Annotated in this window: 19 protein-coding genes; 15 read left to right on the top strand and 4 right to left on the bottom strand. The window is 72.2% G+C overall.

The annotated features are described in order from the left end of the window. Positions 1–36: 36 nt before the first annotated feature. From GA0115233_RS25055 to GA0115233_RS25045, 3 genes are read left to right on the top strand one after another with little or no spacing between them, the layout of a single operon-like run. Entirely contained in the window at positions 37–819 is a 783-nt protein-coding gene (locus GA0115233_RS25055; RefSeq protein ID WP_093722554.1) for an SDR family oxidoreductase, read from the top strand. Positions 820–834: 15 nt separating this feature from the next. Continuing rightward, positions 835–1,446, top strand: a complete 612-nt coding sequence (locus GA0115233_RS25050; protein WP_093722553.1) for a TetR/AcrR family transcriptional regulator — start codon at positions 835–837, stop codon at positions 1,444–1,446. Positions 1,447–1,469: 23 nt separating this feature from the next. Further along, positions 1,470–2,627, top strand: a complete 1,158-nt coding sequence (locus GA0115233_RS25045; RefSeq protein ID WP_093722552.1) for an acetyl-CoA C-acetyltransferase — start codon at positions 1,470–1,472, stop codon at positions 2,625–2,627. A 48-nt stretch (positions 2,628–2,675) separates the two neighbouring features. Here GA0115233_RS25045 and GA0115233_RS25040 read toward each other — a convergent pair whose 3' ends face one another. Together GA0115233_RS25040 and GA0115233_RS25035 are read right to left on the bottom strand one after the other, a co-directional pair. Beyond that, positions 2,676–3,584, bottom strand: coding sequence for an SDR family oxidoreductase (locus tag GA0115233_RS25040; protein WP_093722551.1), 909 nt, complete (start codon positions 3,582–3,584; stop codon positions 2,676–2,678). Beyond that, positions 3,581–4,339 (bottom strand): SDR family oxidoreductase, encoded by a 759-nt coding sequence (locus tag GA0115233_RS25035; RefSeq protein ID WP_093722550.1) that lies wholly within the window; start codon positions 4,337–4,339, stop codon positions 3,581–3,583. The genes GA0115233_RS25040 and GA0115233_RS25035 overlap by 4 nt, the downstream gene beginning before the upstream one ends. 53 nt (positions 4,340–4,392) lie before the next feature. On the opposite strand from GA0115233_RS25035, the gene GA0115233_RS25030 reads away from it, so the two are divergent. From GA0115233_RS25030 to GA0115233_RS25010, 5 genes are read left to right on the top strand one after another with little or no spacing between them, the layout of a single operon-like run. Then, positions 4,393–5,142, top strand: coding sequence for an enoyl-CoA hydratase family protein (locus tag GA0115233_RS25030; protein WP_093722549.1), 750 nt, complete (start codon positions 4,393–4,395; stop codon positions 5,140–5,142). A 44-nt stretch (positions 5,143–5,186) separates the two neighbouring features. Beyond that, positions 5,187–6,029, top strand: a complete 843-nt coding sequence (locus GA0115233_RS25025; RefSeq protein WP_255310342.1) for a CoA transferase subunit A — start codon at positions 5,187–5,189, stop codon at positions 6,027–6,029. Next, the gene (locus GA0115233_RS25020; protein ID WP_093722548.1) at positions 6,026–6,760 is read left to right on the top strand and encodes a CoA-transferase subunit beta; all 735 of its coding nucleotides are present in this window, start codon (positions 6,026–6,028) and stop codon (positions 6,758–6,760) included. The genes GA0115233_RS25025 and GA0115233_RS25020 overlap by 4 nt, the downstream gene beginning before the upstream one ends. Further along, positions 6,760–7,824, top strand: a complete 1,065-nt coding sequence (locus GA0115233_RS25015; protein WP_093722547.1) for an NAD(P)H-dependent flavin oxidoreductase — start codon at positions 6,760–6,762, stop codon at positions 7,822–7,824. Before GA0115233_RS25020 ends, GA0115233_RS25015 begins: the two co-directional genes overlap by 1 nt. Then, positions 7,821–8,462: an SIMPL domain-containing protein gene (locus GA0115233_RS25010; protein WP_093722546.1), complete on the top strand. Its 642-nt coding sequence runs from the start codon at positions 7,821–7,823 to the stop codon at positions 8,460–8,462. The genes GA0115233_RS25015 and GA0115233_RS25010 overlap by 4 nt, the downstream gene beginning before the upstream one ends. 185 nt (positions 8,463–8,647) lie before the next feature. Here GA0115233_RS25010 and GA0115233_RS25005 read toward each other — a convergent pair whose 3' ends face one another. Further along, on the bottom strand, positions 8,648–9,532 hold the full coding sequence (locus GA0115233_RS25005; protein WP_093722545.1) for a hypothetical protein: 885 nt from the start codon (positions 9,530–9,532) through the stop codon (positions 8,648–8,650). Positions 9,533–9,726: 194 nt separating this feature from the next. On the opposite strand from GA0115233_RS25005, the gene GA0115233_RS25000 reads away from it, so the two are divergent. Further along, entirely contained in the window at positions 9,727–10,494 is a 768-nt protein-coding gene (locus GA0115233_RS25000) for a S1 family peptidase (protein WP_093722544.1), read from the top strand. Positions 10,495–10,557: 63 nt separating this feature from the next. Here GA0115233_RS25000 and GA0115233_RS24995 read toward each other — a convergent pair whose 3' ends face one another. After that, positions 10,558–12,291, bottom strand: coding sequence for a glycoside hydrolase family 35 protein (locus GA0115233_RS24995; protein ID WP_093722543.1), 1,734 nt, complete (start codon positions 12,289–12,291; stop codon positions 10,558–10,560). A gap of 108 nt (positions 12,292–12,399) precedes the next feature. Here GA0115233_RS24995 and GA0115233_RS24990 point away from each other — a divergent pair, with 108 nt between their 5' ends. The 6 genes from GA0115233_RS24990 to GA0115233_RS24965 all read left to right on the top strand — a co-directional run bounded on the left by GA0115233_RS24990 (position 12,400) and on the right by GA0115233_RS24965 (position 20,036). Continuing rightward, the gene (locus tag GA0115233_RS24990; RefSeq protein WP_093722542.1) at positions 12,400–13,290 is read left to right on the top strand and encodes a helix-turn-helix domain-containing protein; all 891 of its coding nucleotides are present in this window, start codon (positions 12,400–12,402) and stop codon (positions 13,288–13,290) included. An 11-nt stretch (positions 13,291–13,301) separates the two neighbouring features. Further along, positions 13,302–13,652, top strand: coding sequence for a chorismate mutase (locus tag GA0115233_RS24985; protein WP_093722541.1), 351 nt, complete (start codon positions 13,302–13,304; stop codon positions 13,650–13,652). A gap of 141 nt (positions 13,653–13,793) precedes the next feature. After that, a complete protein-coding gene (locus tag GA0115233_RS24980) occupies positions 13,794–14,327 on the top strand; it encodes a response regulator (protein WP_093722540.1) in 534 nt (177 codons plus the stop codon). 56 nt (positions 14,328–14,383) lie between these two features. Next, a complete protein-coding gene (gene pepN / locus GA0115233_RS24975) occupies positions 14,384–16,882 on the top strand; it encodes an aminopeptidase N (RefSeq protein ID WP_093722567.1) in 2,499 nt (832 codons plus the stop codon). A gap of 86 nt (positions 16,883–16,968) precedes the next feature. After that, positions 16,969–18,630, top strand: coding sequence for a pyridoxal phosphate-dependent decarboxylase family protein (locus GA0115233_RS24970; protein WP_093722539.1), 1,662 nt, complete (start codon positions 16,969–16,971; stop codon positions 18,628–18,630). Continuing rightward, on the top strand, positions 18,627–20,036 hold the full coding sequence (locus GA0115233_RS24965; protein ID WP_093722538.1) for a lysine N(6)-hydroxylase/L-ornithine N(5)-oxygenase family protein: 1,410 nt from the start codon (positions 18,627–18,629) through the stop codon (positions 20,034–20,036). The genes GA0115233_RS24970 and GA0115233_RS24965 overlap by 4 nt, the downstream gene beginning before the upstream one ends.

The following is a 20,036-nucleotide window of genomic DNA, read 5'->3' as shown; positions in this document are numbered from 1 at the left end:
TTCCCTAACAAGTGTTTGGTAGGTTAGCGTGCCCCTATGACAGGCGTCGAGAGCCCGGAATACGTCCCCGGGCACGGGCTGCTGAGAGGCCGCACCGCCGTCATCACGGCGGCCGCGGGCGCGGGCATCGGCGGGGCCACCGCGCGCCGCTTCCTTGAGGAGGGCGCCCGCGTCCTGATCAGCGACGCCCACACCCGGCGCCTGAAGGAGCACGAGGCCGCACTCGGCCGGGAGTTCCCGGGCGCCGTCACCGCCGTGCCCTGCGACGTCACCGACGAGACCCAGGTGACCGCCCTCTTCGAGGCCGCCCTGCGTGAGCACGGACGGCTCGACGTCGTCGTCAACAACGCCGGGCTCGGCGGGACTTCGTCCCTCGTCGACATGACCGACGAGCAGTGGACCCGCGTCCTGGACGTGACGCTGAACGGCACTTTCCGCTGCACCCGCGCGGCCCTGCGCCGGATGCGCGAGAGCGGCGGGGTCATCGTCAACAACGCCTCCGTCCTCGGCTGGCGCGCCCAGGCCGGACAGGCCCACTACGCCGCCGCCAAGGCCGGGGTGATGGCCCTGACCCGGTGCGCCGCACTGGAGGCCGCCGAGTACGGGGTGCGCGTCAACGCCGTCGCCCCGAGCCTCGCCATGCACCCCCACCTGGCCAAGGTCACCTCGCCCGAACTCCTCGCCGAGCTCACCGCGCGGGAGGCCTTCGGGCGGTACGCCGAACCCTGGGAGGTGGCCAATGCGATCGTGTTCCTGGCGTCCGGTTACTCCTCGTACCTCACCGGCGAGGTCGTCTCCGTCAGCGGCCAGCATCCGTAGGACGACAATGGGACCGTGCCGACCAAGAAGAAGCCCCAGGTGACCGCCTCACCCGAGCGCCGCCGCGAAATCCTCGGCACCGCCGCCGAGGTCTTCGCCGAGCAGGGCTACAATGCCACCACCGTACGCACCATCGCGGACCACGCGGGCATGCTCGCGGGCAGCCTCTACTACCACTTCGACTCCAAGGAGTCGATGCTGGAGGAGATCCTGCGCGCCTTCCTCGACGAGCTGTGGGACGGCTACGACACCGTCCTCAACGCCGGCCTCGGGCCCCGCGAGACCCTCGAAGCACTGGTCACCGAGTCGTTCCGGGAGATCGACCGGCACCGCGCCGCCGTCGCGATCTACCAGAAGGAGAGCAAGCAGCTCGTGGCGCAGGAGCGGTTCGCGTTCCTCGCCGAGTCACAGCAGCGGTTCGAGAAGGCGTGGCTGTCCACGCTGGAGCGCGGCGTCGCGGACCGGGTGTTCCGGTCCGACCTCGACGTCCGGCTCACCTACCGGTTCGTCCGGGACACGGTGTGGGTCGCCGCGTCCTGGTACCGGCCCGGCGGACAGCACAGCCCCGAGGAGATCGCCCGGCAGTACCTGTCGATGGTGCTGGACGGGATCGCCGTACGCGAATAACCCAGTCGAGCTTGGGAGTTGCCATGGCCGAGGCCTACATCGTCGAAGCGGTCCGGACGCCCGTCGGGCGGCGCGGGGGAGGGCTCGGCCAGGTGCATCCGGCCGACCTCGGCGCGCGGGTGCTCACCGAACTGGTGGCGCGCGCCGGCATCGACCCGGCGGCCGTGGAGGACGTGGTCTTCGGCTGCCTGGACGCCGTGGGACCGCAGGCCGGGGACATCGCGCGGACCTGCTGGCTGGCCGCCGGACTCCCCGAGGAGGTCCCCGGCGTCACCGTCGACCGCCAGTGCGGCTCCTCGCAGCAGGCCGTGCACTTCGCGGCGCAGGGCGTGCTCTCCGGCACCCAGGACCTGGTCGTGGCCGGAGGCGTGCAGAACATGACCATGATCCCCATCGCCTACGCCACCCGCCAGGCCGCCGAACCCCTCGGCCTCACCCAGGGCCCCTTCGCAGGCAGCGAGGGCTGGCGGGCCCGGTACGGCAGCAAGCCCGTGAACCAGTTCGTCGGCGCCGAGATGATCGCCGCCAAGTGGGGCATCAGCAGGCGCGACCAGGAGGAATTCGCCCTGCGCTCCCACCGGCGGGCGGTACGCGCCGTCGACGAGGGCCGCTTCGACCGGGAACTGGTGCCCTACGGCGACGTGACGGCCGACGAGGGCCCGCGCCGGGACACCTCGCTGGAGAAGATGGCCGCCCTCAAGCCGGTCGTCGACGGCGGCACCATCACCGCCGCCTGCTCCTCCCAGGTCTCCGACGGTGCGGCGGCCATGCTGCTCGCCTCCGAACGGGCGGTGCGCGAACACCACCTCACGCCCCGCGCGCGGGTGCACCACCTCTCGGTGCGCGGCGAGGACCCCATCCGCATGCTCACCGCGCCCATCCCGGCCACCGCGCACGCCCTGAAGAAGACCGGCCTGACCATCGACGACATCGACCTCGTCGAGATCAACGAGGCCTTCGCCCCGGTCGTCCTGGCCTGGCTGAAGGAGACCGGCGCCGATCCGGAGAAGGTCAACGTCAACGGCGGCGCCATCGCCCTCGGCCACCCCCTGGGCGCCACCGGCGTCCGCCTGATGACCACCCTCCTGCACGAACTGGAGCGCACCGGCGGCCGGTACGGGCTCCAGACGATGTGCGAGGGCGGGGGACAGGCCAATGTGACGATCATCGAGCGGGTGTGAGGGCGACGGCCGGGTGAGACACGCGGACGGCCGGGAACGCCGGACGCGTCAGCTCGCCCCGTACACCGGCAGTGGTTCCCCGGCCTCCCCCAGCAGCTTCCGTGCCGTCTCCCCGGCCTCCTGAGGGGTCCGGCGGGCGCCCCGGTCCGCGCTCGGGCCCCGGCGCCAGCCGTCCATCACCGTGATCCGGCCGCCCTCCGTCTCGAAGACCCGCCCCGTCACCCCCGCGCTCTCCGCCGAACCGAGCCACACCACCAACGGGGACACGTTCTCCGGGGCCATCGCGTCGAAGCCCGCTTGCGGGGGCGCCATCGAGGCGGCGAAGGTCTGCTCCGTCATCCTGGTGCGGGCGGCGGGGGCGATGGCGTTGACCTGGACGCCGTAGCGGGCGAGTTCCGCCGCCGCGACCAGGGTCAGCGCCACGACGCCCGCCTTGGCGGCGCTGTAGTTGCCCTGACCCACCGCGCCCAACAGGCCCGCCCCGCTACTGGTGTTGACGATCCGCGCCGCCGGGACGCGCCCCGCCTTCGCCTCCGCGCGCCAGTGCGCCGCCGCGTGCTTCAGGGGAAGGAAGTGACCCTTGAGGTGGACGCGCACCACGGCGTCCCACTCCTCCTCGTCCAGGTTGACCAGCATCCGGTCGCGCAGGAACCCGGCGTTGTTGACCAGCGTGTCGAGCGATCCGTACGTCTCCAGGGCCGTGCGGATCAAGGACGCGGCGCCCTCGGTCGTCGCGATGTCGCCGCCGTGCGCCACGGCCTCGCCGCCCCGTGCGCGGATCTCCTCGACCACGTGCGCGGCCGGGCTGTCGGCGGCCGGAGTGCCGTCGAGGCCGACACCCAGGTCGTTCACCACCACGCGCGCGCCCTCCGCCGCGAACGCCAGCGCGTGCGCGCGGCCCAGACCCCGGCCTGCCCCGGTGACGGCGACCACTCGGCCCTCGCAGATTCCGGTCATCCCGACTCCCCTCTCCCGCCCGTGCCGTTCACCGTCGCCGCGTCCAGGAAGGCCGGCCGTTCCCCGCCGCCGTGGAGCTGGAGGCTCGCCCCGGATATGTAGGCCGCCGCGTCCGAGGCCAGGAACACCGCCGCCGCGCCCACGTCCGACGGCTCCGCCAGACGGCCGAGCGGGACCGTGCGGGCGACCGCGGCCACGCCCCGCTCGCCCCCGTAGTGCAGAGCGGACCGCTCGGTGCGGACCATGCCGACGACCAGCGTGTTCACACGGACCTCCGGTGCCCACTCCACGGCCATCGAGCGGGCCAGGTTCTCCAGGCCCGCCTTGGCGGCCCCGTAGGCGGCGGAGCCGGGGGAGGGGCGGGTGCCGCTGACGCTGCCGATCATCAGGACGCTGCCCCGGGAGCCGCGCAGCAGCCCGTACGCGGCGAGCGAGACCGTCAGCGGCGCGACGAGGTTCAGCTCCAGCACACGCGCGTGCCGTTCGGCGTCCGCGTCGGCCAGGAGCCGGTACGGGGTGCCGCCCGCGTTGTTCACCAGCACGTCCAGGCGCGGGAGTTCGCGCAACAGCCGGGCCACGGAGGCTGCGTCCCGTACGTCCACCTGCCTGAACTCGACCCCTTTCAGAGGGACTTCCGGTGGCTTTCGCGCGCACACCACCACCTCCGCCCCGGCGTCGGCCAGCGCGCGGGCGATGCCGGCGCCCACGCCGCGCGTGCCGCCGGTGACGACGGCGAGCTTCCCGGTGAGCTCCATCCGCTGCTACCTTCCACCTAACAAACGTTAGGTGGAAGGTAGCTGATGCGCCCATGAGTGTCTCCACCTCGTCCCCGGAAAAGGGGATCCGCGTGGTCACGGTCGACCACCCGCCCGTCAACGCCCTTCCGGTGAAGGGCTGGTACGCACTGGCCGACGCGGTGCGTGGCGCCGGCGAGGACCCCGGGACGCGGTGCGTGGTGCTGGCCGCCGCGGGCCGGGGGTTCAACGCGGGCGTGGACGTCAAGGAGATCCAGCAGGACGGCCGGACCGCGCTGCTCGGCGCCAACCGCGGCTGTTTCGCGGCCTTCTCGGCGGTGTACGACTGCGAGGTGCCCGTGGTCGCCGCGGTGCAGGGCTTCTGCCTGGGCGGGGGCGTCGGGCTGGCCGGCAACGCGGACGCCGTCGTGGCGAGCGAGGACGCCGTCTTCGGGCTGCCCGAACTGGACCGGGGTGCCCTGGGCGCGGCCACCCATCTCGCCCGGCTGGTGCCCCAGCACCTCATGCGCACCCTGTACTTCACCTCCCGCACCGTCACCGCCGCCGAACTGCACCGGCACGGCTCGGTGTGGCGCGTGGTGCCGCGTGGCGAACTCCTCGAAGCGGCACTGGAGTTGGCGCGGGAGATCGCCGCCAAGGACGGGGAGCTGTTACGCCTGGCCAAGTCGGCCCTCAACGGCATCGACCCGGTGGACGTGCGCCGCTCCTACCGCTTCGAGCAGGGCTTCACCTACGAGGCCGACGTGAGCGGGGCCGGCGACCGGGTGCGGGACACCTTCGGGGCCGGGAGGGCGGGGCGATGACCGGTGCGATGACCGGTGCGGCGACCGGTGCGGCGACCGGTGTGATGACCGGTGTGACGACCGGTGCGACAACCGGTGCGGCCGACAAGACGATGACCGCCGAGGACGTGGTGGCGCGGCTGGCGAGCGGGATGACCATCGGCATCGGCGGCTGGGGTTCGCGCCGCAAGCCCATGGCGTTGGTGAGAGCACTGCTCCGCAGTGAGATCACCGATCTCACCGTCGTCTCCTGCGGCGGCCCCGACGTCGGCATGCTCGCCGCCGCCGGACGCATACGGCGCCTGATCGCCCCCTTCGTCACCCTCGACTCCATCCCTCTGGAGCCGAACTACCGCGCCGCCCGCGAACAGGGCCGCCTCCAGCTCACCGAGTACGACGAGGCGATGTTCCTGTGGGGCCTGCGCGCCGCCGCCAGCCGGCTCCCCTTCCTCCCGGTCCGCGCCGGACTCGGCTCCGACGTCATGCGGGTCAACCCCCATCTGCGCACGGTCACTTCGCCCTACGACGACGGCGAGACCTTCGTCGCGGTCCCCGCCCTGCGCCTGGACGCGGCCCTGGTCCACGTCAACCGCGCCGACCGCCGCGGCAACGGCCAGTACCTGGGCCCCGACCCGTACTTCGACGACCTCTTCTGCGAGGCCGCCGAGACCGCGTACGTCTCCTGCGAGCGGATCGTGGACACCGCCGAGCTGACCAAGGACGCCCCGCCCCAGACCCTGCTGATCCAACGGCACCGCGTGACCGGCGTGATCGAGGCCCCCCACGGCGCCCACTTCACCTCCTGCGCCCCCGACTACGGCCGGGACGAGGACGAGCAACGCGCGTACGCGACCACGCCCTGGCCGCAGTTCGCCGCGCGCTATCTCGCCGACGGGGGGACGCCGTGACCGCGCGCCGGGACCCGGCCGTCACCCGCGCCGAGTACTGCGTGATCGCCTGCGCCGAGACCTGGCGCGGGGCCGGGGAGGTCCTTGCCAGCCCCATGGGCCTGATCCCCTCCCTGGGGGCGCGGCTCGCCCGGCTGACCTTCTCCCCCGACCTGCTGCTCACCGACGGCGAGGCCCTGCTCGTCGGCCCCGACGGCACGGTCGAGGGCTGGCTGCCGTACCGGCGGCACCTGACCCTGGTCACGGGCGGCCGTCGGCACGTGATGATGGGCGCGAGCCAGCTCGACCGCCACGGCAACCAGAACATCGCCTGCATAGGCGACTGGGCGCAGCCCAGACGGCAGTTGCTCGGGGTGCGCGGGGCGCCGGTCAACACCCTGAACAACCCGACCAGTTACTGGATCCCGCGGCACTCCCGGAGGGTCTTCGTCCCCCGCGTCGACATGGTCTGCGGGGTGGGCAACGACCGGGCCGACGGCGCCCGCTTCCACCGTCTCGTGCGGGTCGTCACCGACCTCGGGGTCCTCGACTTCGCCACGCCGGACGGCTCGATGCGCCTGGCCAGTCTGCACCCGGGGGTGAGCGTCGAGGAGGTCCAGGAGGCGACCGGGTTCCCGCTGACCGTCCCGGACGAGGCGCCGTACACCCGCGAGCCCACGGCGGAGGAACTACGCCTGATCCGCGAGGAGATCGACCCGGGCAACACCCGCGCGCGGGAGGTGGACCACTGATGGAGACCGCGCTCACCCGGCTCACCGGGGTCCGGTATCCGCTGGTGCAGACCGGCATGGGCTGGGTGGCCGGACCCCGGCTGGTCTCGGCCACGGCGAACGCGGGCGCGCTCGGCATCCTGGCCTCCGCCACCATGACCGTGGACCGGCTGCGGGAAGCGGTTCGCGAGGTCAAGTCCCGTACGGACGCGCCGTTCGGGGTCAATCTGCGCGCGGACGCCTCGGACGCCGGGGACAGGGTCCGGGTGATCGTCGAGGAGGGCGTCAAGGTCGCCTCCTTCGCGCTGGCGCCCTCCGCCGAGCTGGTCGCCGAGCTGAAGGCGGCGGGCGTGGTGGTGATCCCCACGGTGGGCGCGCGGCGGCACGCCGAGAAGGTGGCGGGCTGGGGCGCGGACGCGGTGATCGTGCAGGGCGGCGAGGGCGGCGGGCACACCGGTGAGGTGGCCACGACGGTGCTGCTGCCGCAGGTCGTGGACGCGGTGCGGATTCCCGTGGTGGCGGCGGGCGGCTTCTTCGACGGGCGGGGCCTGGTCGCCGCGCTCGCCTACGGGGCGGCCGGTGTCGCCATGGGCACCCGCTTCCTGCTGACCTCGGACTCCACGGTCCCGGACGCGGTGAAGGCCCGCTATCTGGCGGCCACGGTCCGGGACGTCACGGTGACCCGCGCGGTCGACGGACTCCCGCACCGCATGCTGCGTACGGAGCTGGTCGACTCGCTGGAGCGCTCCGGCCGTACGACGGCGCTGCTGCGGGCCGTCCGGCACGCGGCGGCCTTCCGGCGGCTGTCCGGCCTGTCCTGGCCCCGCATGCTCCGGGACGGCCGCGCCCTGCGCCACGGCAAGGACCTGACGTGGAGCCAGGTCCTGCTCGCCGCGAACACACCGATGCTGCTCAGGGCGTCGATGGTGGAGGGCCGTACGGATCTCGGGGTGATGGCGTCCGGGCAGGTCGCCGGGGTGATCGACGACCTGCCCTCGTGCGCGGAGCTGGTGGACCGGACCATGACGGAGGCCGCGCAAATCATGGGCGCTTTGTCGGCCGGGAGTGCTTCAATGCGCGGATGACTGAGACGATCAAGGAGCCCTGGGGGCTCAGTGTGTTCGGCGCGGGCGATGTGCGGGCGGAGCCCCAACTGGTCCGGGTGAAGCTCGGAGTGGAGGTGCTGGAGCCCAGCGCGGAGGCGGCGTTCCGTGAGGCGGGCGCGGCGGTGACCAGGCTGCGCGAGGTGCTGCGCGGGCACGGGATACCGGACGCCTCGGTATCGGGTTCCCGCCTCAGGCTCAACTCGGAGTACGGGCACACCAATGGCACGCGCAAGCACCTCGGCTACGGCTGCAACGCCCAGTACGTCATCGAGACCGGGCTGCTGGACGACCTCCAGCAGCTGATGGTCGATGTCGTGGAGGCCGGTGCGCACCGCATCGACAGCGTCGAGTTCGACGTGCACGACATGCCGGCCCTGCGGGACGAGGCGCGGCGCAGGGCGGTGGCCGCGGCCCGCCGCAAGGCCGAGGTCTACGCGGACGCGGCGGGCGTGCGTCTGGGGCCGGTCGTCCACATCCAGGACGTGGACGCGGAGTCGTACGAGTTCCGCCAGTACCGCGGCCACAGCGGTGGTGGCGGCGCGTCCGCCAACGACCTCGCACCGGGGATGGTCCAGGTCGCGGCCGGAGTACTGCTCGGCTTCTCACTGGCCGACTGAGAACTTCCAGCCCGTCCGGCACCTGAGAACACAGGCCAGGAATTCCAGCCCGTCCGGCGTTTGAGGACGAGGCCCGTTCAGGGCCGACGAGGGTCCAGGGGGCGGAGCCGGAGCCCCCTGGTGGGGTCGAAGGGGCGAAGCCCCTGGGGAGGGGAACGGGCAGGGGCGGCGGGGGCGAAAACCCCCTACGTGTCACACTCCAGCACCGTCCGGCAGAGCCCACACCGCGCCCGCACCCTCCCCTTCACCGGCACCCGAATCCGCTGATGACACGTAGGACAGGGAAACGACACCCGCAACCCCCCACCGTCCGGCCCGGCGGCGAACGCGTACGGCACCCCCGGCCCCGCCCCACCCCCATGCCGCCGATCCCGCGCATACCGCCGCCGCCCCGCCCACCCGGCAGCCGTCAGCGGAGGCTGCTGCGCGTCCCGCCGAGCCACCGCCAGCCCTTTCTCGTACGCCGTGTACGCCTGCGCACTGGTGAACCACACCGACGGGTCCTCACCGAACACCAGCGCCCGCTTCCCCAGCACGTACCCGAACTCCTCCGGCGTGAGGTACCCCAGCTTCTGCGAGGACGCCCCGTCCTCCCGGTACGCGTCCAGCAGCAGCCACCCCGCGCCCAGATACGTCGTCGCCGTATCCGTGAGGATCTCGTTCTCCCGCGTGCCCGGGAACGCGAGGTCCAGCCGGTGCAGATACACATGCATGATCTCGTGCGCCAGCGCCGCCCCGATGTCCCGCCGATGCGTCCGGAACCGGTCGTTCAGCTCCACGAAGTACTCGGGCCCCGCGGTGAGTTCGACGTTCGCCGCATGCGTCATCTCACGGAAGCTGACGATGATCCGCGCGTCCGGGAGCCGGTAGTGCCGGACCAGTTCCCGGGCCACCCGCTGGGCCCCCAGATGCAGGTCGTCGCTGTCGCAGAAGGCGACATCAGCGGGGACCACGCTGGTGGAGAACGTCTGGATCGTGTCGTAGGACAGCCGCTTGTACAGCGCGGTGATCGCCGCCCGCACCGTCTCCAGGTGAGGGTAGCCGTGCTCGACCGGTCCGCCGTTCGCCACGTCCGAACCCCCAAGACGCCTGAACCCGATTCCACTCTACGGGGATGTGAGGGATATTTCCGCGCTCGGGTTCCCTCTCCGGTACGTGAGATCCGTCCTTGTCATGATCCCCTCTCCATCCTCATACTGCGGCCGCCCAACGCCCCACGAAAGGACATGTGTTGACCCATAAACCGACCACCAGAAGCAGCGGCATGACCATGGTCAAGAGAGTCGCCGCCTTCGGTGCAGTCGCTCTCGCCGTGGCCTCCCTCCAGCCCGTGAGCGCCGCGCAGGCCGCGGACACCCGCATCGTCGGAGGAACGCCCGCGGCACAGAGCGAGTTCCCGTTCATGGTCCATCTGTCGATGGGCTGCGGCGGGGCGCTCTACAAGAAGGACATCGTGCTGACGGCCGCGCACTGCATGCCCGGCTCCGGCAGCAACAACCGCATCACCGTCACCGCGGGTGTCAGCGACCTGAACTCGTCCTCGGCCATCAAGGTCAAGTCGAAGAAGGTCAAGGTGGCCCCCGGCTACGACGGCTTCGGCAAGGACTGGGCGCTGATCAAGCTCGCCAAGCCGATCGACAAGCCCACGCTGAAGATCGCGACCACCAACCGCTACAACCGCGGCATGTTCACGATCGCCGGCTGGGGCGACACCCGCGAGGGCGCCGGCACCGGCACCACGAAGATGCGCAAGGCCACCGTGCCGTTCGTCGCCGACCGCGTGTGCAAGCGCCACTACGGCAACCGCCTGATCTCCAAGGAGGAGATCTGCGCCGGCTGGATGCGCGGCAGCGTCGACGCCTGCCAGGGCGACTCCGGCGGCCCGATGTTCCGCAAGGACGACAAGGGCAAGTGGATCCAGGTCGGCATCGTCAGCTGGGGCGACGGCTGCGCCCGCGCGGGTGCCCCCGGCATCTACACCGAGGTGAGCACGTTCGCCGACGACATAGCCCGCGCCGCCGCGTCTCTCTGAGCCGGGCGGCCGTATGTGAACGGCCCGGGCCGCACGCCCTCCCCGACGGTGAGGGCGTGCGGCTCACACGCTTCTCAGCACCGGCGCCCGCCCCGAGGCGCCCTCCAGCTCCAGCACCCGGATCTCGTTCTCCCCCTCGACCAGCACCGGCCCCGGCACGAACAGCGCCCGCTGCGGTCCCGCCGACCAGTAGCGGCCCAGGTTGAAGCCGTTCAGCCACACGAACCCCCGCGTCCAGCCCGGCAGTTCCAGCAGCGCGTCCCCGGCGCCCCGCACGGTCACCGTCCCCCGGTACAGCCCGCGCGCCCCCGATCCGTCCGGCGCCCCGAACGGCACCGCCGACACCTCCTCCAGGTCGTCGAGGCGCAGCCCACGCGCGCGTACGTCGTGCAGATACTGCCGCTCGTGCAGGATCCCCCCGGTGATCCCCTTGGCCTCCCCGCAGCGCGGCCCGTAGTTCACCCGGCCCAGGGACTCCACCCACAGCTCCACGCGCGCGTGCCCCGCGACCGGCTCCCTCAGCCGCGGTTCCTCCTCGGTGAGCACCCCGGCCCGCTCCCCGTCGACGTACACCACCGCCAGATCCCGCAGCCCGCGCACGGTCAGCGGGTACGGGCGCCGCGGCCCCGGCACGGTCACCTCGTAGCGCACCAGGCCCCGGTCGACGTCCAGCTCCTCGAACGTCGGCGGCACCGGCCCGGACACCTCCGGGCCCCCGCACGCCTCCAGGACGGCCTCCAGGGGCGCCCAGGCGGTCAGTACCGCCTCGCCGCCCCCGGCGAGCGGAGCGGGCGGGGGAGGGGGCTCGGGGAGCGGGCCCCCGGCGTACTCGGCGAGGACCTCGCGGAAGGCCCAGAACTTCGGCGTGGGGCGCCCGGCCTCGTCCACCGGCGCGTCGTAGTCGTAGGACGTCACATCCGGCTCCAGCGGCCCGTCGTGCAGCTCGCCGCCCCGGTTGGCGCCCGCCCAGCCGGCGAAACTGGTGCCGCCGTGCGCCATGTACAGGTTCACCGAGGCCCCGCACCCCAGGACCTCCCGCAACGCCTTGGCCGCGTCCGCGGGATCCCGTACGACGTGCTCGGCGCCCCAGTGGTCGAACCAGCCGCACCAGAACTCCATGCACATCAGCGGGCCGTCCGGCCGGTGCGCGCGCAGCGTCCGGAACGCCTCCCGCGCGTGGGAGCCGAAATTCACCGTCGCCAGCACGCCGGGCACCGAGCCGCCGGTGAGCATGTGGTCCTCCGGACCGTCCGAGGTGAACAGCGGCACCGTGACCCCCAGCGCGCGCAGCAGCTCCGCCAGCCCGGCCAGGTAGCGGGCATCGGAGCCGTAGCTGCCGTACTCGTTCTCCACCTGCACCAGGACCACCGGGCCGCCCCGGTCGATCTGCCGGGACACCACCTGCGGCAGCAGCCGGGCGAACCACGCCTCCACAGCCGCCACGAAACGCCCGTCACGCGTGCGTGCCCGGCCCGGCACCCAGTGCGGCAGCCCGCCGTTCTCCCACTCGGCGCAGATGTACGGGCCGGGCCGCACGATCGCCCACAGACCCGCCTCCGCGGCCGCGTCCAGGAAACGGCCGAGGGCCGCCACGTCCCGGAACCCGCCCGGCCGGGGCTCGTGACGGTTCCACGGCACGTACGTCTCCACGCAGTTCAGGCCCATCGCCCGCAGCATCCGCAGCCGGTGCCCCCACTGCGCCTCGTGCACCCGGAAATAGTGCAGCGCCCCCGACAGCAGCCGCACCGGCCGCCCGTCCAGCAGGAAATCGGTGTCCCCCACGGTGAACTCGCTCATGCCCGCCACCCTCACCCCTGGCGGCGGCCGGGTCCATGGACAAAGATCGGCGCTGCTTGGACCGAAGTGACAGCGACGGACCGACGACGGGGACAGGAGGGAGCGCCGGTGTACCGGACCTGGATGCGGTTCCTCACACCCGGACCCGCCCACCACCGCCTCGGCCTGGTCTGCCTCGGCGTCGGCCTCCAGCACGGCGCCCTGCCCACCGTCGGACCACGCACCCTCGACCACCACGTCGCCGTCGTCATCAGCGCCGGAACCGGCTGGTACGCCACCCCCGACGGCCGCCGCACCCCCGTCACCGCACCCGCCCTGCTCTGGCTCACCCCCGGCGTCCCGCACCACTACGCCCCCGACCCGGAAACCGGCTGGGACGAGGCCTTCGTCGACTTCACCGGCCCCGCCACCGCCCCCTACACCGAACTCGGCTACATCGAACCCGACCGCCCCGTCGTACCCCTCACCGAAGCCGCCGCCCCGCGCGGAGTCGTCGCCCGCATCGCGCGCGCCGCACGCCGCGACAACCCGCTGCTGGAGGTCGAGACCGCGGCCGCCGTCCACGAACTGCTGGTGACCCTGCGCCGCGCCCGCGCCGACCTCGCCCCCGACGGCGACCCCGTCCTCAAGGCCCTCGCCCACGACGCCTGCACCCCCATGACCGTCGCCGACCACGCCGCCAAGCACGGCATGACCCCGGCCGAACTGCGCACCGCCGTCCGCCGCGGCGCCGGATGCAGCCCCAAGGACTACCTGCTCGGCATCCGCCTCGGCCGGGCCAAGGAACTCCTCGCCACCACCGAACTGCCCGTCGCCGCCGTCGCCCGCCGCGTCGGCTACGACGATCCGGCCTACTTCTCCCGCCTGTTCACCCGCCGCACCGGCATGCCCCCCGTCCGCTTCCGCGCCCAGCAGGCCCGCGCCGTCCCCGGCGGCTACAGCGACCGGGTACCGGATCCGGACGATCCCCCGATGATCGCCGGACCTCGCAGACCGTAGGCTTCTCGCCCATGACCACCAGCAACAACGGAACCGGTGACGTCGACCCCGCCGTCCGCGAAGAACTGGCGCGGCTGCGCGACAGCATCGACAACATCGACGCGGCCGTCGTCCACATGCTCGCCGAACGGTTCAAGTGCACCCAGCAGGTCGGACACCTCAAGGCCGTCCACCAGCTGCCGCCCGCCGACCCGGCCCGCGAGGCCCGGCAGATCGCCCGGCTGCGCACACTCGCCGAGAACGCCAAGCTCGACCCGGCCTTCGCCGAGAAGTTCCTGAACTTCATCATCGCCGAGGTGATCAGACACCACGAGCGCATCGCGGAGGACACCGTCGGCGGCGCTGCGCCCACGGCGAACTGACGCCCCCGCGCCCTCCCGGGAGGTGACACCGGCCGCCCCCACGGGGCATGCTGCGCTGTGCACTCGTTGTCAGCCGACGGGCACAGCCCGTCAGCCCCACGGACACCAGCTGGTAGTCCCATGCGGGAGGGACGTCGGGCCATGCCGCCGGATGCGAAGATCCTCATCGTCGACGACCACCGGGACACGCTGTACGCCCTGGAGAGCGCCCTGGCCCCGCTGGGCCACCGGATCAGCCGCGCCACCACCGGCGACGAGGCGCTCAAGCAGGTCCTGCGCGGACACGTCGGACTCCTGCTGCTGGACGTACGGATGCCCGGCGTCGACGGCCTGGACGTGGTGCGGTACATGCGCCGCGTGGAACAGACCCAGCACATTCCGGTCATTCTCCTGACCGGGTTCGGCGCCGACCAGGAACTGACCTCCGCCGCCTTCGGCCTCGGCGTCGCCGACCTGGTGACGAAACCCATCGACCCCTGGGCCTTACGCACCAAGGTCCGCTACCTCTACGACGCCCACCGCCGCCAGCGCGACCTCGAACACGAGGTCCGCGCCCTGCGCGCCCTGGTCAAGGACCGGAACGACCCCGACACCCCCGTACTGCCCCACCCCGACACGCGCGTCCCGCCGCAGCGCGACACCTCCGGCGCACACCCGGCGCGAGACCGGACATAGGGCGCGTACCGATCCGCCTCTGTGCCATCCCACCGCCATCAGGCAGCATGTCCTGCATGTCCGTACTGACGCGCGACGAAGCGCAGACCCGTGCCCAGCTCATCGACGTGAGCCGCTACACGATCGCCCTCGATCTGACCACCGGCGACGAGACCTTCGGCTCCCGCACCGTCATCAGGTTCACCACGCGCGCCGACGCGGACACCTTCGTCGAGATCAAGCCCGCACAGCTGCACTCGGTCACCCTCGACGGACAGCCCCTGGACCCGGAGACCCTCGACGGCAACCGGCTGCCGCTGAAGAACCTCACCACGGGCGAACACGAACTGCGGGTCGAGGCCACCATGCGCTACTCGCGCACCGGCGAGGGCATGCACCGCTTCACCGACCCCAGCGACGGCGAGACCTACGTCTACACCCAGCTGTTCATGGACGACGTGCAGCGCGTCTTCGCCGCCTTCGACCAGCCCGACCTCAAGTCCGTCTTCGAACTGTCCGTCCAGGCCCCCGACGGCTGGAAGGTCCTCGCCAACGGCGTCACCGAGCACACCGGCGACGGCGTCTGGACCGCCGCGCCCACCCCGCTGATCTCCACCTACCTCGTCGCCGTCGCCGCCGGACCCTGGCACTCGGTCACCACCGAACACCGCGGACTGCCCTTCGGCATCCACTGCCGCCGCTCCCTCGCCCCCTACCTCGACGCGGACGCCGACGAACTCTTCGAGATCACCCGGCAGTGCTACGACCGCTACCACGAGAAGTTCTCCGAGCCCTACCCCTTCGACTCCTACGACCAGGCATTCGTCCCCGAGTTCAACGCCGGCGCCATGGAGAACCCCGGGCTGGTCACCTTCCGCGACGAATTCGTCTACCGCTCCGCCGTCACCGACACCGAACGGCAGACCCGCGCCATGGTCATCGCCCACGAGATGGCCCACATGTGGTTCGGCGACCTCGTCACCCTGCGCTGGTGGGACGACATCTGGCTCAACGAGTCCTTCGCCGAGTACATGGGCTACCAGACCCTCACCGAGGCCACCCGCTTCACCGACACCTGGACCGACTTCGGAGTCGTCCGCAAGGGCTGGGGCTACGACGCCGACCAGCGCCCCTCCACCCACCCCGTCGCACCCGAAGCCGTCCACGACACCGCCTCCGCGCTGCTGAACTTCGACGGCATCTCCTACGCCAAGGGCGCCTCCGCACTGCGCCAGCTCGTCGCCTGGCTCGGCGAGAAGGACTTCCTCGCCGGCATCAACACCCACTTCGAACGGCACCGCTTCGGCAACGCCACCCTCGCCGACTTCATCGACTCCCTCGCCGCCCACACCCACCGCGACGTACACGCCTGGGCCGACGCCTGGCTGCGCACCACCGGCGTCGACACCCTCACCCCGCGCGTCACCCCCGGCACCGACGGCACCTGCACCCTCCAGGTCGAGCGCACCGGCAGCCGCCCGCACCACATCACCGTCGGCCTGTACGACCTGGACATCGCCGACGAGCGCCGCCGGCTCGTGCTGCGCGAGCGGATCGCCGTCGACGTGCCGCAGAGCGAGCCGCAGCCCATCGGCAAGCGTCCGGCCCTGCTCCTGCTCAACGACGGCGACCTCTCCTACGCCAAGGTCCGCTTCGACCCCGAGTCCTTCGAGGGCGTACGCACCGCCCTGTCCGGACTGCCCGAGCCGCTGTCCCGCGCCGTGGTCTGGAACGCGCTCCGGGACACCGTCCGCGACGGTGAACTCCCGGGCACCGCCTACCTGGAGACGGCCCGCACCCACCTCCCCTACGAGACCGACCTGGCCCTCGTACAGGGCGTACTGAGCTTCGCCGACGCACAGATCGCCAACCGCTACCTCACCCCCGAACAGCGCCCGGCCGCCCTCACCCTGGTCGCCGCCCTCTGCCGCGACCTGATCCGCCGCACCGAGGACGGCGACCACCCCGGCCTCCGCCTGATCGCCGTACGCCACCTCATCGAGGTGTCCGCGCACCCCGAGCCCATCGCCTCCTGGCTCGCCGACGGCACCGTGCCCGGCGGACCCGAACTCGACCAGGAACTGCGCTGGCGCATCCTGTCCCGCCTCGCCGTCCTCGGCGCCACCGACGAGACGACCATCGACGCCGAACTGGAACGCGACCCGAGCGCCACCGGACAGGAGGGCGCGGCCCGCTGCCGCGCCGCGCTGCCGAACCCGGAGGCCAAGGCACGCGCCTGGGAGGCGATGTTCGGCGGGGACGACCTGTCCAACTACCTCCTCACCGCCACCGCCCAGGGCTTCTGGCAGCCCGAACAGGCCGAACTCGTACAGCAGTACGTGCCGCGGTTCTACGCCGACGCGGTCGCCGTCGCCGCCCGGCGCGGGCCCGCCATCGCGGACGTGCTGGGCCGCTGGGCGTTCCCGGTGCACGCCGTGGACGAGGAGACCCTGCGGCTCGGCGAGGAGTGCCTGCGCGACGGCGAGCCGATCCCGGCGCTGCGCCGCAAGCTCGTGGACCAACTCGACGACCTGGGACGGGCGTTGCGGGTGAGGCAGCAGACGCGGGAGAGCTGACGGGGCGGCCCGTACATACCCTCTTTCGGGTTCCGAACCCCGGGCTTTTCGGACACGACGCCTCATCGGCGTACAAGCTGGAAGCCATGAACACGCCGCCTCCCGCCCTGGGTCCCCTGCTCGCCGTGGTCCTCGACGCCCTGACCACCGGCACCCGGGCCCGGGGCGGCCCCCTGCCCCCGGGCGGCCCGGAGGCGGTGGCCGCCCGCCTCCGGGAGGCAGTGGGCGCCATCCTCCCGGAGAAGGGCGACGCCAACGCCCTCCACACCCTGACCCGAGCCCTCACCGAGGGCTCGGCCGACCCCACCCACCCCCACTGCACAGCCCACCTCCACTGCCCACCCCTCCCCGAGGCCGTAGCAGCGGACCTGGCCACCAACACCCTGAACCAGTCCCTGGACTCCTGGGACCAATCCCCAGCAGCCTCAACCCTGGAATCCCTACTCACCAGACAACTGGCGGCCCTGACGTTCCCTCCAGCAGCAGCCGCCGACACCGCTGCTCCAGCCGCGGGTGCCACGGAGGCCACATCCGCCACGGCTGCTCAAGCCGCGGGTGCCGCGGAGGCCACCGCTGCTCAAGCCGCGGAGGCCGAGAGCGCCGACACCGCTGTTCAGACCGCGGGCAGTCGTGCCGCTGGGGCGGCACGGGCGGGCGCGGGCGGTGCCCCGCGAGCGCGGGTGGGCGAACCCACCCCCACGGTGACCCCGAGCCACGGCACGGCACCACACGCCCCCGGCACACACACAGACGGCACAGACACAGACGGCACACACACAGACGGCACAGACCCAGGCGACACGGCCCCGGACGCCCTCGTCACCACCGGCGGTACCGAGTCCAATCAGCTCGCCCTGCTCCTCGCCCGCGAGGCACACCCCGGCACCCGCCTCATCCACGGCGCCAACGCCCACCACTCCCTCCCCAGAGCCGCCTGGCTGCTGGGCATGCCCGACCCCGTCGTCGTCCCCGCCCCCGCCGGCACCCTCGACCCCGCCGCCCTCGACGAGGCACTCACCCACCTCCCCGGCCCCCACCTCGTCGCCGCCACCGCCGGAACCACCGACGCCGGCCTCATCGACCCCCTCCCAGAGATCGCCAGACTCTGCGAGCAGCACCACGCCCGCCTCCACATCGACGCGGCCTACGGCGGCGGCCTCCTCTTCAGCGACCGCCACCGCCCCAAACTCGCAGGCCTCGCATCCGCCGCCACCGTCACCCTCGACCTGCACAAACTCGGCTGGCAGCCCATCGCCGCCGGCATCCTCGCCGTCCGCGACCCCCACGACCTCGCCGCCCTCCACCACCGCGCCGACTACCTCAACGCCGACGACGACACCGAAGCCGGAATCCCCGACCTCCTCGGCCGCTCCCTGCGCACCACCCGCCGCGCGGACGCCCTCAAGATCGCCGTCACCCTCAAGACCCTCGGCCGCACCGGCATCGGCAGCCTCGTCGACCAAGTCTGCGCCCGCGCCGAGGAATTCGCCGAGATGATCGACCACCACCCCCGCTTCGAACTCTACGACCGGCCCACCATCAGCACGGTCCTCTTCCGCCCCCGCACCGCCACCGACGACACCGTCGCCGCCGTACGCCGCACCCTGCTCACCGACGGCCGCGCCGTCCTCGGCCGGGCCCGCCTCGACGGCCGGCTCTGGCTCAAGGCCACCCTCCTCAACCCCCACACCGGCACCGGCGACCTGGCCGCCCTGCTGCACCTCGTGGAAGGAACCACCCCCCGATGAGCCCCACCCCCGACACCCCCCGCGACCTGGTCGGCATCGGCATCGGCCCGTTCAACCTCTCCCTCGCCGCCCTCGCCCACCCACTCGCCGAACTCGACACCGTCTTCTACGACCAGCGCCCCGCCTTCGACTGGCACCCCGGACTCCTCATCGACGGCGCCACCATCCAAGTCCCCTTCCTCGCCGACCTCGTCACCCTCGTCGACCCCGCCAGCCCCTGGACCTTCCTCAACCACCTCAAAAACCGCGACCGGCTCTTCCCCTTCTACTTCGCCGAACGCTTCCACATCCAACGCGCCGAATACGACGCCTACTGCCGCTGGGTCGCCGAAAACCTCCCCGCCCTCCACTTCGGCCACCAAGTCGACGCCGTCCGCTTCAACCCCGAACGCGACGTGTTCGAAGTCGACTTCACCCAACTCGACACCGACGGCGAGGCCGAGGCCCTCGGCCGCACCTACACCCGCAACATCGCCCTCGGCATCGGCACCGAGCCCTACATCCCCGACCCGCTCAAACCCCTCGTCGAAGCACCCGGCGTCCCCGTCATCCACGCCGCCGACTACCTCACCCACCGCGCCGAACTACTCACCGCCGAACACATCACCGTCGTCGGCTCCGGCCAGTCCGGCGCCGAAGTCTTCCTCGACCTGCTCCGCGCCCGCCCCCACGGCCGCGAACGCCTCCACTGGATCGGCCGCACCGAGGCCTTCGCGCCCATGGAGTACTCAAAACTCGGCCTCGAACACTTCACCCCCGACTACACCCGCTACTTCCACGCCCTCACCGAATCCGTACGCGACCGCCTCATCACCACCCAATGGCAACTCCACAAAGGCATCGACGCCGACACCCTCGCCGCCATCCACGACGAGCTCTACCGCCGCACCCTGCACGGCGGTTGGCCCGACACCGTACTCACACCGGGCGTCCGGGTGCGCACCGCCGGACGGATCGCCACCACCAAACTCGAACTGCACCTGGAGCACATCGAGCAGAACACCCGCTCCCGGCTCACCACCGACGCCGTCGTCCTCGCCACCGGCTACCGCGAACGCCCCCTCGACCGCCTCCTCGCCGGACTCGACCCCTACCTGCGCCGCGACAGCCGCGACCGCCCCCGCATCGACGAGCACTACCGGCTCGCCCTCGACCCCACGGTCACCGGCACCGGCTGCAACATCTACGTCCAGAACGCCGAACGCCACACCCACGGCGTCGGCACCCCCGACCTCGGCCTCGCCGCCTGGCGCAGCGCCACCATCCTCAACTCCCTGACCGGCAAGGAGACCTACCCCCTGCCGGCCCGCACCGCGTTCACCACCTTCGGCCTGGAAACACCACGGCCCCAGATCCCGCCCGCGCGACGCCCCAGCACACTGACGCCACTCCTCGACGGAATCTGA

This window comes from Streptomyces sp. DI166, from assembly GCF_900091315.1.
In the GTDB taxonomy this organism is placed as follows: Bacteria; Actinomycetota; Actinomycetes; order Streptomycetales; family Streptomycetaceae; genus Streptomyces; species Streptomyces fuscus.
Note: the sequence above shows the minus strand (reverse complement) of the source record. Positions and strands in the feature narration are given on the sequence as shown.